This is a genomic window from Candidatus Saccharibacteria bacterium (assembly GCA_016699895.1).
Taxonomy (GTDB): Bacteria; Patescibacteriota; Saccharimonadia; order Saccharimonadales; family Saccharimonadaceae.
Map to the genome: position 1 here is coordinate 31,364 of CP064991.1, position 13,229 is coordinate 44,592.

18 protein-coding genes are annotated in these 13,229 nt (G+C 49.1%); 5 read left to right on the forward strand and 13 right to left on the reverse strand.

All coding sequences use genetic code 11. The features are described from left to right. Positions 1 to 3: 3 nt before the first annotated feature. The 3 genes from frr to rpsB form a co-directional block, all read right to left on the reverse strand. On the reverse strand, positions 4 to 555 hold the full coding sequence (gene frr, locus IPL44_00190; protein QQS17470.1) for a ribosome recycling factor: 552 nt from the start codon (positions 553 to 555) through the stop codon (positions 4 to 6). Positions 556 to 655: 100 nt separating this feature from the next. After that, positions 656 to 1,264 (reverse strand): translation elongation factor Ts, encoded by a 609-nt coding sequence (gene tsf / locus IPL44_00195; GenBank protein QQS17471.1) that lies wholly within the window; start codon positions 1,262 to 1,264, stop codon positions 656 to 658. Continuing rightward, positions 1,265 to 1,990: a 30S ribosomal protein S2 gene (gene rpsB, locus IPL44_00200; GenBank protein ID QQS17472.1), complete on the reverse strand. Its 726-nt coding sequence runs from the start codon at positions 1,988 to 1,990 to the stop codon at positions 1,265 to 1,267. It abuts the gene before it with no gap. Between the two features lie 180 nt (positions 1,991 to 2,170). Here rpsB and IPL44_00205 point away from each other — a divergent pair, with 180 nt between their 5' ends. The 3 genes from IPL44_00205 to prfA all read left to right on the forward strand — a co-directional run bounded on the left by IPL44_00205 (position 2,171) and on the right by prfA (position 4,562). Then, complete coding sequence (locus IPL44_00205) at positions 2,171 to 3,058, forward strand: hypothetical protein (protein ID QQS17473.1); 888 nt, start codon at positions 2,171 to 2,173, stop codon at positions 3,056 to 3,058. Between the two features lie 51 nt (positions 3,059 to 3,109). Further along, entirely contained in the window at positions 3,110 to 3,430 is a 321-nt protein-coding gene (locus IPL44_00210; protein ID QQS17474.1) for a type B 50S ribosomal protein L31, read from the forward strand. Between the two features lie 70 nt (positions 3,431 to 3,500). Further along, positions 3,501 to 4,562, forward strand: coding sequence for a peptide chain release factor 1 (gene prfA / locus IPL44_00215; GenBank protein ID QQS17475.1), 1,062 nt, complete (start codon positions 3,501 to 3,503; stop codon positions 4,560 to 4,562). Between the two features lie 34 nt (positions 4,563 to 4,596). On the opposite strand, the gene IPL44_00220 is transcribed toward prfA, so the two are convergent. Further along, positions 4,597 to 5,160 carry a hypothetical protein gene (locus tag IPL44_00220; protein ID QQS17476.1) on the reverse strand — a complete coding sequence of 188 codons (564 nt, stop codon included), beginning with the start codon at positions 5,158 to 5,160 and terminating at the stop codon, positions 4,597 to 4,599. Positions 5,161 to 5,233: 73 nt separating this feature from the next. Continuing rightward, entirely contained in the window at positions 5,234 to 5,887 is a 654-nt protein-coding gene (locus IPL44_00225; protein QQS17477.1) for a hypothetical protein, read from the reverse strand. Positions 5,888 to 5,965: 78 nt separating this feature from the next. Between IPL44_00225 and prmC the strand changes: the two genes are divergently transcribed. Next, positions 5,966 to 6,769 (forward strand): peptide chain release factor N(5)-glutamine methyltransferase, encoded by an 804-nt coding sequence (gene prmC / locus IPL44_00230; protein QQS17478.1) that lies wholly within the window; start codon positions 5,966 to 5,968, stop codon positions 6,767 to 6,769. Positions 6,770 to 6,774: 5 nt separating this feature from the next. Here prmC and IPL44_00235 read toward each other — a convergent pair whose 3' ends face one another. Beyond that, positions 6,775 to 7,554 (reverse strand): hypothetical protein, encoded by a 780-nt coding sequence (locus IPL44_00235; GenBank protein QQS17479.1) that lies wholly within the window; start codon positions 7,552 to 7,554, stop codon positions 6,775 to 6,777. Between the two features lie 312 nt (positions 7,555 to 7,866). On the opposite strand from IPL44_00235, the gene lepB reads away from it, so the two are divergent. Beyond that, positions 7,867 to 8,442, forward strand: coding sequence for a signal peptidase I (gene lepB / locus IPL44_00240; GenBank protein ID QQS17480.1), 576 nt, complete (start codon positions 7,867 to 7,869; stop codon positions 8,440 to 8,442). 26 nt (positions 8,443 to 8,468) lie between these two features. Here the strand turns inward: lepB and IPL44_00245 are convergent, their stop codons facing one another. From IPL44_00245 to IPL44_00275, 7 genes are all read right to left on the reverse strand, one after another. After that, positions 8,469 to 9,374 (reverse strand): ParB/RepB/Spo0J family partition protein, encoded by a 906-nt coding sequence (locus tag IPL44_00245; protein QQS17481.1) that lies wholly within the window; start codon positions 9,372 to 9,374, stop codon positions 8,469 to 8,471. 90 nt (positions 9,375 to 9,464) lie between these two features. Then, on the reverse strand, positions 9,465 to 9,680 hold the full coding sequence (locus IPL44_00250; protein QQS17482.1) for a YtxH domain-containing protein: 216 nt from the start codon (positions 9,678 to 9,680) through the stop codon (positions 9,465 to 9,467). Positions 9,681 to 9,698: 18 nt separating this feature from the next. Beyond that, on the reverse strand, positions 9,699 to 9,917 hold the full coding sequence (locus IPL44_00255; GenBank protein QQS17483.1) for a hypothetical protein: 219 nt from the start codon (positions 9,915 to 9,917) through the stop codon (positions 9,699 to 9,701). 152 nt (positions 9,918 to 10,069) lie between these two features. Next, on the reverse strand, positions 10,070 to 10,879 hold the full coding sequence (locus IPL44_00260) for a ParA family protein (protein QQS17484.1): 810 nt from the start codon (positions 10,877 to 10,879) through the stop codon (positions 10,070 to 10,072). Positions 10,880 to 10,942: 63 nt separating this feature from the next. Next, entirely contained in the window at positions 10,943 to 11,248 is a 306-nt protein-coding gene (gene rplU / locus IPL44_00265; protein QQS17485.1) for a 50S ribosomal protein L21, read from the reverse strand. Positions 11,249 to 11,374: 126 nt separating this feature from the next. Further along, complete coding sequence (gene galE, locus IPL44_00270) at positions 11,375 to 12,379, reverse strand: UDP-glucose 4-epimerase GalE (protein ID QQS17486.1); 1,005 nt, start codon at positions 12,377 to 12,379, stop codon at positions 11,375 to 11,377. A gap of 18 nt (positions 12,380 to 12,397) precedes the next feature. Continuing rightward, positions 12,398 to 13,225 carry an NTP transferase domain-containing protein gene (locus IPL44_00275; protein ID QQS17487.1) on the reverse strand — a complete coding sequence of 276 codons (828 nt, stop codon included), beginning with the start codon at positions 13,223 to 13,225 and terminating at the stop codon, positions 12,398 to 12,400. Positions 13,226 to 13,229: the final 4 nt, after the last annotated feature.

Consider the following 13,229-nt stretch of genomic DNA (forward strand, 5'->3'; position numbering starts at 1 on the left):
ACACTACACCTTCATGATTTCGGCTTCTTTGTCGCGAGCCAGTTCATCAATTTTTGCATTGTTTTTCGCAACTTCGTCGTCAATCGCCTTTTCGATACGTTTCAGATCATCCTCACTGAGCTCTTTGGCATCTTTTTTGACTTTGGCGCTCTTGCGGGCGTCTTCACGGATATTACGCAGCGTCACTCGAGTTTCCTCGACTTTGCCGCCGAGTGACTTTACGATATCACGACGTCGCTCCTCGGTTAACGGTGGGATCGGCACCCGAACATTGCGACCATCATCAGATGGATTAAAGCCAAGGCTAATTTCGTTACGGATGGCGTTCGAAATTGCCGCAACATTCGATGGGTCAAAAGGTGTCACTAAAATCTGTTGTGGCTCTGGTGCTGATACACTGGCTACCTGGTTTAGCGGCATGCGCGAGCCGTAAACCTCGACCATGATGCCGTCTAGCATATCCGGATGGGCTCGACCGGTGCGAATTTTCTTTGTTTCCTCGGCGAAGTGCGCCACCGCGGCCGCAAACTTCTGTTCGTATATGCTGGTATCCATAGTGGTTCTATTATATCACCTATCATTATTATTATCCGTTCGCAACAATAAACCCCTCCGAAGAGGGGTTGCCCTGTCTCGAGTAGATATGATGTCTAGACTATTCGCTCACGCCGAGTTCGATACGGCGGAACTGACGCACGACGATATTTTCGCCGAGCTTCGCAATTTTTTCCTTCACTAAATCGCCGATCGTCTGCGAATCATCTTTCCAAAATGGCTGACTCGTCAATACGAGTTCGTCAAAGTATTTCTTGAGCTGGCCATCGATAATTTTCTCTAGGACGTCAGCTGGCTTGTTGGCGTTCTTTGGATCAGCCTGTGCAGCAGCAATCAGCTCGTCTTTTTTGCGGGTGATTTCCGACTCTGGAATGTCGTCGCTCGAGGCCCATTTTGGTGACATAGCCGCGATTTGCAAGGCGATGTCGTGTGCCAAATCTTTGAAATCATCGGTACGAGCCACGAAATCAGTCTCGCAGTTTAGTTCCACCAACACGCCGATACGACCGCTGTGGACATACGATTCGATGATACCTTCGCGGGCTTCGCGCTCGCCGCGCTTTTCAGCCTTGGTCAAACCTTTTTCGCGCATCGCGGCGAGGGCTTTATCGAAATCGCCATCGGCCTCGACGAGGGCTTTTTTTGCATCAGTCAAACCAACACCAGTGAGTTCCTTTAATTTCTTGATTTCATCGAGTGAAATTGCCATTTATTTGTCCTCCTTTTTTGCATCGTCAGATTTTTTAGCAGCGACGCTCTCGCCGGCTTTGACAGCGGCCACGACGTAGTCAGCAATCGCCGATAGGCTCGAAATGGCATCGTCGTTGGCTGGGATCGGATACGTCACGCCGGTCGGATCAGCGTTAGTATCACAAATTGCAATCACTGGAAGACCGAGTTTGACAGCTTCGTTGACGGCGTTGCGATCAGCGACAGCGTCCAGCACAAACAATGCGCCTGGGCGACCTTTCATGTCTTTGATGCCGCCGTATTTAACGTTCAAGGCGTCGATTTCCTCTTGGAAACGCTGGACCTCTAATTTATTGTAACGATTCGCCAATTCACCTGTCGCCATGCGCTTTTCGAGCAATTTCAGCTTTTTGATCTGGGACTGAATCGTCGAAGCATTCGTCAGCATACCACCAAGCCAGCGCTCGGTCACATATGGCTGTCCGGCAGCAGTGGCAGAATTCACGACCACGTCACGAGCTTGTTTCTTGGTGCCGACAAATAACACCTGGCGACCGTGCGAAGCGACTTCGGTGATGAACGGCAGAGCTTTTTCGAGTTGCTCGACAGTTTTTTCTAGGTTGATAATGTGGCTATCACCGCGTTTACTGTGAATATAGCCCGCCATTTTTGGATTCCAACGGCTGGTTTTGTGTCCGAAATGCGCTCCCGCCTCGAACAACTGCTTGATATCTGGTTGTGGCATATGTTACTCCTTTTGCCTCGTTTTCGCGCCTATATTCAGGAGTTATCCGCGAAAACTGTATCTTAAATTGTTATTACCCTACCATCATAGCAAACCCGTATCTGTTAGTCAAGGGGTTGCGCTAGCAGGCAAACTTTGTTAAAATCTAACCATTAACATAATTATAAGGTGGGGAGAAAAATGAACAGCAATCCTTTTGAGCCAGTATCGCCCGAACCAGCGACGTTTGAACCAACAGACAGCGCGCCGGACGATTTTATGGCCGATAGCAACAATAATAATGGGGCCGCCAAACCGGCGCGTCCAGCGGTCATGCTCGACGGCGTCAGCCCAGCACCGGCTAGCACATCGTTCGATCCGAACACGCCGCCCGTCGACATCACGACTATGGGTAGCGCGCTAGCACCTAACGAAGGTCCTTTTGAGGGTTCCGGCGCCGGTGATACAACAGCCAACACCAGCGACACTAGCGATTCCCTATTGAACGATAACGATGCACCGAACGACGATTTCCTCAATGATGCCTCGGAGCCTGCCAAAGATACGGATACTAGCACGCCTATTCTGTCTGGTATGTTGCCCGATGACAAACCAGTTGACGACAAAGCTGACAAGAAAAAGGCCAAAAAAGACAAAAAGGGCGACAAACCAGCTCGTCAATTCACGATTTCGATCGCCAGCATCATCTTGTTCCTATTAGCTATCGGCGGTATCGGCGGTACGATTTACTACTACCTGCAAAATAGCTCTAACTCCGACAAGGTAAAGACTTATCAGGCCCGGATTGCTGAGCTCGAGAATAACGGCGCTAGTACCTCAGATTCCGAGAACAAGACTTCTTCGCAATTTGATGCCTTGCAAGACAAGATCACCGAGCTAACCACACAAAACGCCGACAAGCAAAAGACTCTCGACGATAACAAGACCAAGATCGATGATCTGACGAAAACCAACGCCGATCTGACGAAAACCAACGAGGATCTGACAAAGAAAGTCCAAAACATTAGCGATCTGACAACGCGCGTCGATACGCTAGTAAACAAATTAAATGGCATATACCCTAACTAGTCGCCGCAAGAACCTTTGACTTTTAGAGAAACTTCTGTATAATAGACCGGTATGAAAAAGAGTTTACACCCAACAGACTACCGTTTAGTTGTGTTCATGGATGAGTCCGCCAACTTTTCCTTTTTGACCAAATCAACGGCACCAACCACTGAAACTATCAAGTGGGAAGACGGCAATGAGTACCCGCTCGTCAAGGTTCACATCTCGAGCGCCAGCCATCCGTTCTTTACCGGTGAGGAAAAGATCATCGACACCGAAGGTCGCGTCGATCGCTTTGCGGCACGCCTCAAAGCTGCCGAGGCCCACAAAGCTGCCCTGGCAAAAAAAGCTAAACCAGCGCCAGCCAAGAGCAAAAAAGCTACCGAAAAATAGCGAGCTAATAGAAAAACCGTTCTCGCATGAGGACGGTTTTTTATTGTTTTGGTATAATTGAATATAAACTATGAGCAACATTACCATCGATCAATCTGCCCTAGAGTCTGAGAAGCAATCTCTGACTGATTTCTTGGCGCGCCCCGATGCGTTTGCTGATCCTGATTTCGCCACCAAAACGCGCCGACTAAATGAACTCGACACCCTCATTAGTAAATATTCCGCGCTCCAGACCGCGGAGAAGCAGCTTGTAGAAGCCCAAGAGCTATCGAGTAGCGACGACGAACTGGCGGAGCTAGCCCGCGAAGAAATCCCGACACTCGAGCGACAAATTAGCAGCCTAGAGACCGAACTAGGCGATATGTTAACCCCGCACGACCCAAACGACGACAAAAATACCATCGTCGAGATCCGTGCTGGTGCCGGCGGCGACGAAGCCTCCCTATTCGCGGCCGAACTGTACCGCATGTATCTGCGCTACGCCGAAAACCACAGCTTGAAAACCGAGCTGCTCGGCGAAAACATGAACGATGCTGGTGGCTACAAAGAAGTCATTTTCAAAGTCAAAGGCGACCAACCATACGCCAAACTCAAATTTGAATCAGGTGTCCACCGTGTCCAGCGTGTCCCAACCACCGAGAGTCAGGGTCGTATCCACACTAGTACCGTTACCGTAGCGGTTCTGCCCGAGGCCGAAGAAACCGATGTTCAGATCGACCCAAACGATCTGCGCGTCGATGTCTTTCGTAGCGGCGGTCATGGCGGTCAGAGTGTTAATACCACCGACTCTGCCGTCCGTATTACTCACCTGCCAACTGGTATTGTGGTCACTAACCAAGACGAAAAGTCACAGATCAAGAACCGCGAAAAAGCGCTCGGTGTACTACGTTCTCGACTGCTCCAGATGAAAATTGACGAGGAAAACGCCAAACTGACCGCCGAACGCCGCGAACTGATCGGCTCGGGTGATCGATCGGAAAAGATCCGTACCTATAATTTCCCGCAGGATCGCATCACCGACCACCGTATCGGCTACAGCCGCTCCGGCATTCCACAGGCCATGAACGGCGACATTGACGATATTATGGAAAAACTCGCCAATCGCGAACGTGAGCTACGAGCACACAATTAACATTAGCCCTAAAGCACCGCTAAAGGCGAAAGAACTAGAGGTATCGCCCGCGCTGCTGTCTAGCACGCAGCTCATAGGCGCTCGCTAGATCATCTCTCGATTTCTCGTCCATATTATTCTTCTGTGCACGAATAATATCATCGAGCGATATAATACGATACCCGTTCATTCCTATAATAGGACGGGCGGCGGCAATCCTCTTTCTGAGCCTAGCGTCATAGGCCGCTGGATCCATCGTGTGTAACGGCGCAGTAATCAGATCAATTGGTAACGGCGCAGTATCGAGACGTAGCACGGTCATGACTTTATGATTTCCATTGTCTTTTATAGTAACTGGTTCGCCGTTAAAAGACCCCTTTGCAAATACGTCCTGAGCTAACCCTGTGGTTGTCAACAAATCAACATCACCTGGGCGAGTCTCACCAGAGGTAGTATGCAGTACTGCCCCATGTAAAGCTAGCGCAGCGCTGCCAACGAGCAATGTCGCCTTCGGATCTAGATCCGAATTCTCTAGTGTTTCCAAAACCCTGTCTGTAGCTTCTGAGTCTACAGGAGTGAATGGTGTAGTGTCTGGTGAACGTTTTCTGAATAGAGACATTGTGCTTCCTTTTTATATATTGTACTGGTTACATTCTAGCATAATCGTTATCAAATGTCAATTATCTGACATTTTACTTCTTCTTTTCATTGACTCCTATAGAGCTCATTACCCTATCCATTCGCGGCGCCTTGCTCCGAGCAATCTGTGCGCCGCCCTCTGCGCCATTCACATAATTATGATGTGCTAATAGCGAGCTAGCGATCGATTCTAGCGCCACCGCATCAGTGTCAAACGTGGCATATAGTTTTCCGCCTTGGAACAAATAGACTTCTCTCACTGACGTTTTGTCCTCTGGTATTTCCTGTTCTGTGATGTACTCGGTACGCCCCATAACATAGTGCGAAACCCACTTATCCAGTTTCGTCAGCCATTTTTGAGGTCTCGCCCGATCAAATCCGAGATCATTATGCTCATTATCAATACGTCTCACAACCCCTACTGTCCAATCATCCTGATCACGCGTCGCCAGTTCGTTAGTTTGTCGATTTATGAGCGCACCAGTATCGGCATAGAGACGTGCCGTGCGAATGTCACTGCTCGCATAGGTCCCAGAACTCTCACCCCAATTTGTAAAACTACCCTCTTCGTCGCTTCTCGTGTTAGCACCGCGAGCAACCAGACCACTCAGCGCCGCATCAGACAACTTCATAATAACTCCTCGATACAGGCTAGGCGATCGTTCAATGCTACGAGGTGACAACAGTGTTTGATGGATCTTTTTCATAGGTACGTTTTATGTATCATTATTATGGTTATATATTATCATAAACAAGTGCTTGTGTCAATATGATACAATGATTGCGTGACGATAGAGACTGCACTAAACCTAGCGACAGACCGCTTGCATATAGCGAATAGTACATCGGCCCGTCTCGATGCTGAAATTCTGTTAGCATTTACCCTACGAGTCGATCGCACGTGGCTACACGCCCATAACAACCAGGAACTACACGCCGAGGAACAAACGTTATTTGAACACTTTATCACGCAGCGAACACAGCATTATCCCATCGCCTATATAGTCGGTCAGCGAGAGTTTTATGGTCGCGAGTTCACTGTTACGCCCGATGTATTGATTCCACGGCCTGAAACCGAAGCGCTTATCGAGTTCGTACTAAATGGCGATTTTTTCAACCCCACTATTTTAGATGTTGGTACAGGTAGTGGCGCTATTGCTATCACTCTGGCTGCAGAGATGCCGAACGCTATCGTCACCGCCAGTGATATCTCCCCTGTTGCTCTAGAAGTTGCACGTAAAAATGCTGTCGCATTAGACGCCAACGTAGCGTTCGTACAATCAGATCTATTAACTAATATACCTGGTCAATATACTATTATCGTCGCTAATCTCCCCTACGTCGATCGCACCTGGCCGGTCTCACCCGATACTATATTTGAACCGGAGCTGGCGCTATTCGCTGCTGATCACGGACTAGCACTCATAAAGAGGCTTATCGTTGAGGCCAAAGATCACCTGCTAAAAAACGGTGTGCTCTTGTTAGAATTAGACACCAGGCAAATACCTGAAACAATACACTTTGCAACACAGCACGATTACAGCACCAACCAAATTAGTCCTTTTGCGCTAGCTCTCTATCGCTCTTGACCTGGCTATAATGTCGAGGCGTCCCATAGTCCGCTAAATAGCATCAGTAATATCACTAACACCAAGCCGACAAAAATGGTTGGCCATTTCATTTCACTCCAGCTAATTCTGCCGTCATCATACCAGGCGGCATAGCCGCGCTCGGCTAACATGGCGATCGCCGATATGATAATTGCTATCTGAGGAATTTTGAGCGTTGGTGAAATGGAGTATGCAATTGTCCAGTGCCACGCTACAAACCCTAGTTGCGCCACTAAAAAGCCCCAGACTAATGATAACAAGCCCCTATCGGCTTCGTCGTATGTTGATAATGCATGTCGAGCCGAGCTAAAACCGATCACAAACACCATGATAACAACTATCCACTCTGGTAACATGTGTCCCACAATGAACAGTGCCCAAATGGCTACAAACTGCGAAATACCTGCCTGGATCATCATCATGTGCCTCGTGTGCTTTGGCTTTAGATAGACGAGCCACGCAATATGCCCTAATGTCAGCGCTATCTGGATCGGTAACGATGCACTCGACCACATCAAAATTACAATGCCTAGACCAAGTAGCGTGTCTGGCAAATTCGACAAAATGTTAGCCCACCAATAGCGTGGACGCACCGCCACGACGCGCCATTTCGATACCACCACGAGAGCCAAGGCTGCCCATGGTGCTGTAGGAAATACGACGAGTAATACGAGTAAAATAACAGCGTATATGACATAAAAAAGGGCGTGCAAAAAACTAGCTAGCACCGAACGTCGATTGGATGATTTAATCAATTCCACCATAACTGGCAACTATTATAGCACACCCCTAGCTGGCTGGACTTTTATGAGGCATTAGCGTAAACTGTATGAGATGAATCCGAATCAGAAAAAGACTACCGCGCGAAATCAAACCACTGGTAACTTTTATGATGGATTGCCTTTGCCTCCAGCCGCACCTCAGCCCCGAGCAACAGCTCCGGCCGCTGCCCAGCGGATCCCGGATCAGCCGTTATCTGCTACCAAGATCGAAACGCCGAAACCGGCCGCCATCAAACCACCTTCTAAACTGCATGACCTCTTTGGTTTGATAGTACCTTCGTCATTATCGTTATTTTGGGTGCTTATCTCATCAATACGTTTGTTTTTCGTAGCTTTAACGTCGTCGGGCCCAGCATGGAGCCAACGCTCGAGGGCGGCGTCAACGACGAGCCGAACGATCGCCTAATCGTCAATCGCCTACCGATCACTATCGCTGGTATCACGGGTAAACAGTACGTGCCGGAACGCGGTCAAATTATCGTCTTTCAAAATCCAAAATGGGTGCGCGGCACGGATGATGAATATGTGGTAAAGCGCGTCATCGGCCTGCCCGGCGAACGCGTCACGGTGAACAGCTGCGTCCTAAAAGTTTACAACTCCGACCATCCTGACGGCTTTGATCCATATCCAGATTTTAAAAATCTCGCTAGCAACGATAGCGACTATAACGACTGTGTCGACGGCGACGGTACCGATGTTACCGTGCCTGATGATGAAATATTCGTGGTCGGTGATCACCGCGCCGGTAGCTACTCCATGGACAGCCGTAACGGCGGCGATCGCGCCAGCCTCGGCACTATTCCACTAGAGAATATCGTCGGTCCAGTCACCTTCCGCATCTGGCCATTCGACAAAATTACTAGCTTTTAATAGTTTTATATAAAAAGTTTATTCGGCTATTTACCGAGCGCACGCTGAATCTGCGCTAGCTCTTGTTCGTCGGCAAATTTGATAATAATCGACCCGCCGTGCGCCGTCGTTTTCTGGGTAATCGCCTCTGGTTTTAGCCCCACTCTGGCCGCAATTGATCTGGTAACATCGGTTTCGGTCATGATAGCCTTGCGTGCCGATTTGCTACGATCTGCCGCTGTTGGTTCGTCAGCACCACCCTTTTTATAGCCAACCACAAACTGTTCACTCTTGCGCACTGACCAGCCTTCACCCACGATACCATCGAACAACTGGCGACGGGCTTTTTCATCAGGTAGCGCCAGAATCTGCCTAGAATGACCTTCACTCAGTTTGCCAGCCACTAGGGCCTCTTTAGCGTAATCCGGTAGACCCAACAGGCGCATCTGGTTCGATATCGTGCTGAGCGCCTTGCCGACGCGCTGCGCGATCGCCGTATCGGTCATGTTAAACTGGTTTTTCAATTTCAAATAAGCCGTTGCTGTCTCGAGTGGGTTGAGGTCGGCTCGTTGGACGTTCTCAATAATGCTGAGCTCTAGCTTGTGCTGCGCCCCGAGAGTGCGCACGATCGCTGGAACCTTTGTCTGACCCGCTAGCTTTGCGGCACGCCAGCGTCGCTCACCAGCTACAATTTCAAACTTGCCACCTTTGGTTGGTACCACGACGATCGGTTGCAAAATCCCATGTTCACGAATCGAATCCGCCAAAGCCTCGAGGGCTTCCTCATCAAAATGACGGCGCGGCTGATCCTCGTCGGCAACAACCGCATCAATTGCAATCGCCCTGAGATCCGATATCTTTTCGTCCTCAGCAGCCGTTGTATCAAAATCCTCCTCGACTAAATCAGTCGGTATGAGAGACTCAAAACCCTTCCCTAATCCCCTTTTTGTCATAGGCTCTATTATACACGCTATCGCCAGCATAACCAAAAACCGGCGCCTGATGGAAACGCCGGCTGGTTACATGACCGCAATCATCAAACGTTATTTGGCGGCTTTTTTGGCGGTAGCTTTGGCTGATTCAACGCCGTCTTTCACTGCCGCTCTCGCTTGTTTGACCTGTTTATCAGCTTTGCCTTTGAGTACAGCGGTTTTTGCCTTGATATCTTCGCGCGTTTCCTTGCCACTCTTTGGTGCCATTAAAATACCGGCTGCAAACCCTGCTGCTGCCGCACCGACTACTACGAGTAATTTTTTCATGGTATAAGTTCCCTTCTTTTATTTTTTGAATAGTTTAACTAATTGCCCCATCACTTTGGCTGGGGACAGCCACTCGGTCGCGCTCGCTACGTTGGTGCTAATTTTTTGTACGTTAGTTGCGATCTTGCGTAATTTTACGAGCAACACAACAACGAGAGTTATCATCAGTATCATGACAATCGACAAGACCGTCACCAGTACTGTCAGTAACACGATCGCGGTTTGTACATCTTGCATAGTGGCTTTTCCTTTCTCTGGCAGACCTAGCTATGATTTGTCAGATGTTAGTATATGTTTGTTGTTGATCCGGTCAACTTACCTATAATTCTAGCACAAACACTTTCAGTTGTCAAGCTGCCCCGCCTCACGTCACCCGAGACTAGCCTAGATCATATGCCTAAACGCTTGATGATTTCTTCGGCGGCGGCTTTGTAGGCGCGCGAGCCTTTGCTAAACCGATCGTAGGCGCCGACCGGTAAACCGTGCGATGGTGCTTCGGCCAGTCGAACGTTACGTGGAATGCGCGTACTCATGATTTTGCCTGGGAAATGTTTGGCGACTTCTTCGTAGACCTGCCCTGACAAGGTTGTACGAGAATCCATCATCGTGACTAGCACACCGAGCAGCTCCAGCGTCGGGTTGAGGCCTTTGCGAACCAACTGCATCGTTTCGAGCAACTGGCCGAGGCCTTCCATAGCATAAAACTCGGCTTGAACCGGTAGCAATACATGACCAGCAGCGATGAGCGCATTGACCGTCAACAGACTGAGCGACGGTGGCGAATCGATAATAATGTAGTCATAGTCGCCAGACACAGTTTTAAGGGCGTCGCGCAGGCGCACAAAACGACGTTCAGCCTTGGCTAGACCTGACTCGGCGTCAGCCAGTCGCGGCGTAGCTGGCGCGATAGCGAGGCGCTTGAAATTCGTTTGTTGGATAACCTCGGTTAACGGCTTTTCATCCGATATCGCCTCTAAAATAGTTGGCGCGCCGTCTGGATTAGTCGCAGACAATAATGTCGATTTATCGAGTCCCAGCCCACTGGTCGCATTACCCTGTGGGTCGAAATCAATCAACAATACGCGAGATTTGTGGTCTTTGGCTAGAGAATACGCGACGTTGACCGCAGTCGTCGTTTTACCGACGCCGCCTTTTTGATTCGTGACCGTAATAATCACGGCTGATGTACCCTCGTTCATTATTACCAATTATAGCAAAAAGTCGTCCCTTTTGGAACGACTTTGCAATTTATCTCAGGCAAATTATTTGATCGAAGTAATTTCGATGCGTGAATATTGCTGGCGATGGCCGTGCTTTTTGTTGACGCGCTTTTTGCTCTTGTAACGGATAGCGATGACTTTATCGCCCTTTACGAGATCGTCGACAACCTTGGCCTTTACCTTTACATCTTTCACGGTTGGCGTGCCGACAGTCGCGTTTTTATCGTCGAAAGTCAACAGTGCATCAAACGTGAGATCTTTGGTTTCCTCTGGCAGCTTGTCTACCAAAAGGGTCTCTTTTTCAGCGACAACGTATTGTTTGCCACCGACTTGAATGACTGCTTTCATCTGTTCCTTTAGTTAAATTAACTGTTCGATTGTAGCAGAAATGAGATATTTATGCAAGCTATCAACGATCTATAGTTGCTCCGTAGATCAAAACTCACACCTCGGGTGACGTGAGGTATCCTCTGCCTAGTACCCATGTGGGTTTTGGCTTTGCCAGCGCCAGCTATCGGCACAGGCGTCCTCGAGGCTACGCTGCACACTCCAGCCAAGCACTTCGCGAGCTTTGTCAGCGCGTGCATAAAACTCCGGCAAATCTCCTGCCCTACGATCGACAATTTCATAGGGGATATCCTGTCCCGAAGCTTTTTCAAAAGCATGAACTAGCTCGAGTACTGATACGCCGACTCCAGAACCGAGGTTATACGCCTCAAATCCGGGCTTTGAATGTTCAATGGCTGCCACATGCCCCGCCGCCAGATCATCGACATGAATATAATCGCGAACCCCCGTGCCGTCTACCGTTTCGTAGTCACCACCAAATACGTTCAATTTTTCACGTCGTCCTGTCGCTACCTGTGTAATATACGGCATGAGATTATTCGGGATGCCGCTCGGATCCTCGCCGATACGCCCGCTCGGATGTGCGCCGATCGGATTGAAATAACGCAAAATTGTCCCTTCGAATGTAGGGTCAGCGACAGTAACATCACGAATAATTTCCTCGATAAAATATTTTGTGCGTCCATAAGGATTTGTAATCCCCTGACCAACTACGCTGTCCTCAGAGTAAGGAATCGGCGCGCTACCATAGACTGTTGCCGATGAACTAAACACCAGTTTCTTTACGCCGCTAGCCTGCATCGCCTCGATCAGAACTAGCGTCGAATCGATGTTGTTTTCATAGTACATGAGCGGCTTTTCAACCGATTCACCGACGGCCTTTAGCCCGGCAAAATGAATGATCGCATCAATATCACCCTCAGCGAAAATAGTATCGAGCGCCTCGCGGTCACGCACATCCGCCTCATGAAACTCGACTGACTTGCCAGTAATTTCCTCGACCCGTTTGATAGCCTCGCGCGAGCTATTGCTCAGATTGTCGATCACGACCACGTCGTGACCTTTGGTTAGTAATTCAACCACCGTATGCGAACCGATATATCCCGCTCCCCCAGTAACTAGTAATTTCATAATGACTCTATTATATCATTATTGCAATAGATCGGCGCAGACGATTTGGTTGGCGCGCAACCACCCAGCCACACTGCCGCATTCCATATAATCGCCCGTTACCGTTCCGACAGCAATCTTTTGGCCACTCGCCACATAGGCGTTGATCGCATCGGTCACCTCGAACTCGCCGCGTTTTGGATTGGCCGGCAAGGCACGAGCTAGCTCGAATATTTCCTTTGGAAAGACATAGAAACTGGCGTTCTGCAGGTCGGTTGGAGCTTCGCCCGGTTTGGGCTTTTCAACAATTCTGACATAGTTGCCATCAGCATCGATTTCGATAATACAAAATCGATATTGTCTATCGGCAGAGGGTCGCCATACAGTCCAGACGTTAAGACCTCGAGACGAAACGAATTCGATGAAATCCGCCGCATTTGATCCATCATCATGGCGGTAAAAGAACTGATCACCTGACATCACTAGAGCCGATTCGTTATCATCAATAAACTCACTGCACATACCTATAGGTACGCTCGTACCGTAGCCACCCGTACCGGGCTGGGTAATGAAATGAATGTTTACACCCTGGAGCGGTCGCACCAAATCCAACATATCCGCCTTGCCGGCACGCCGCAAATAGTCGTTGAGCGGAATATTACTGCGATAGTAACTCTGCAACTGCGCGCTCTGTTCGCCTACCACGAAATAAATGTCTTTGATACCGGCCTTTATCACGTCCTGAACCACAAAATCAATGACTGGACGATTTCCAATCGGCAACATGCACTTTTCAATTGATTTCGTAATCGGCAACATACGCGTGCCCCAACCCGCAACTGGAATGATGGCTTTGGTGATATTCATGCAA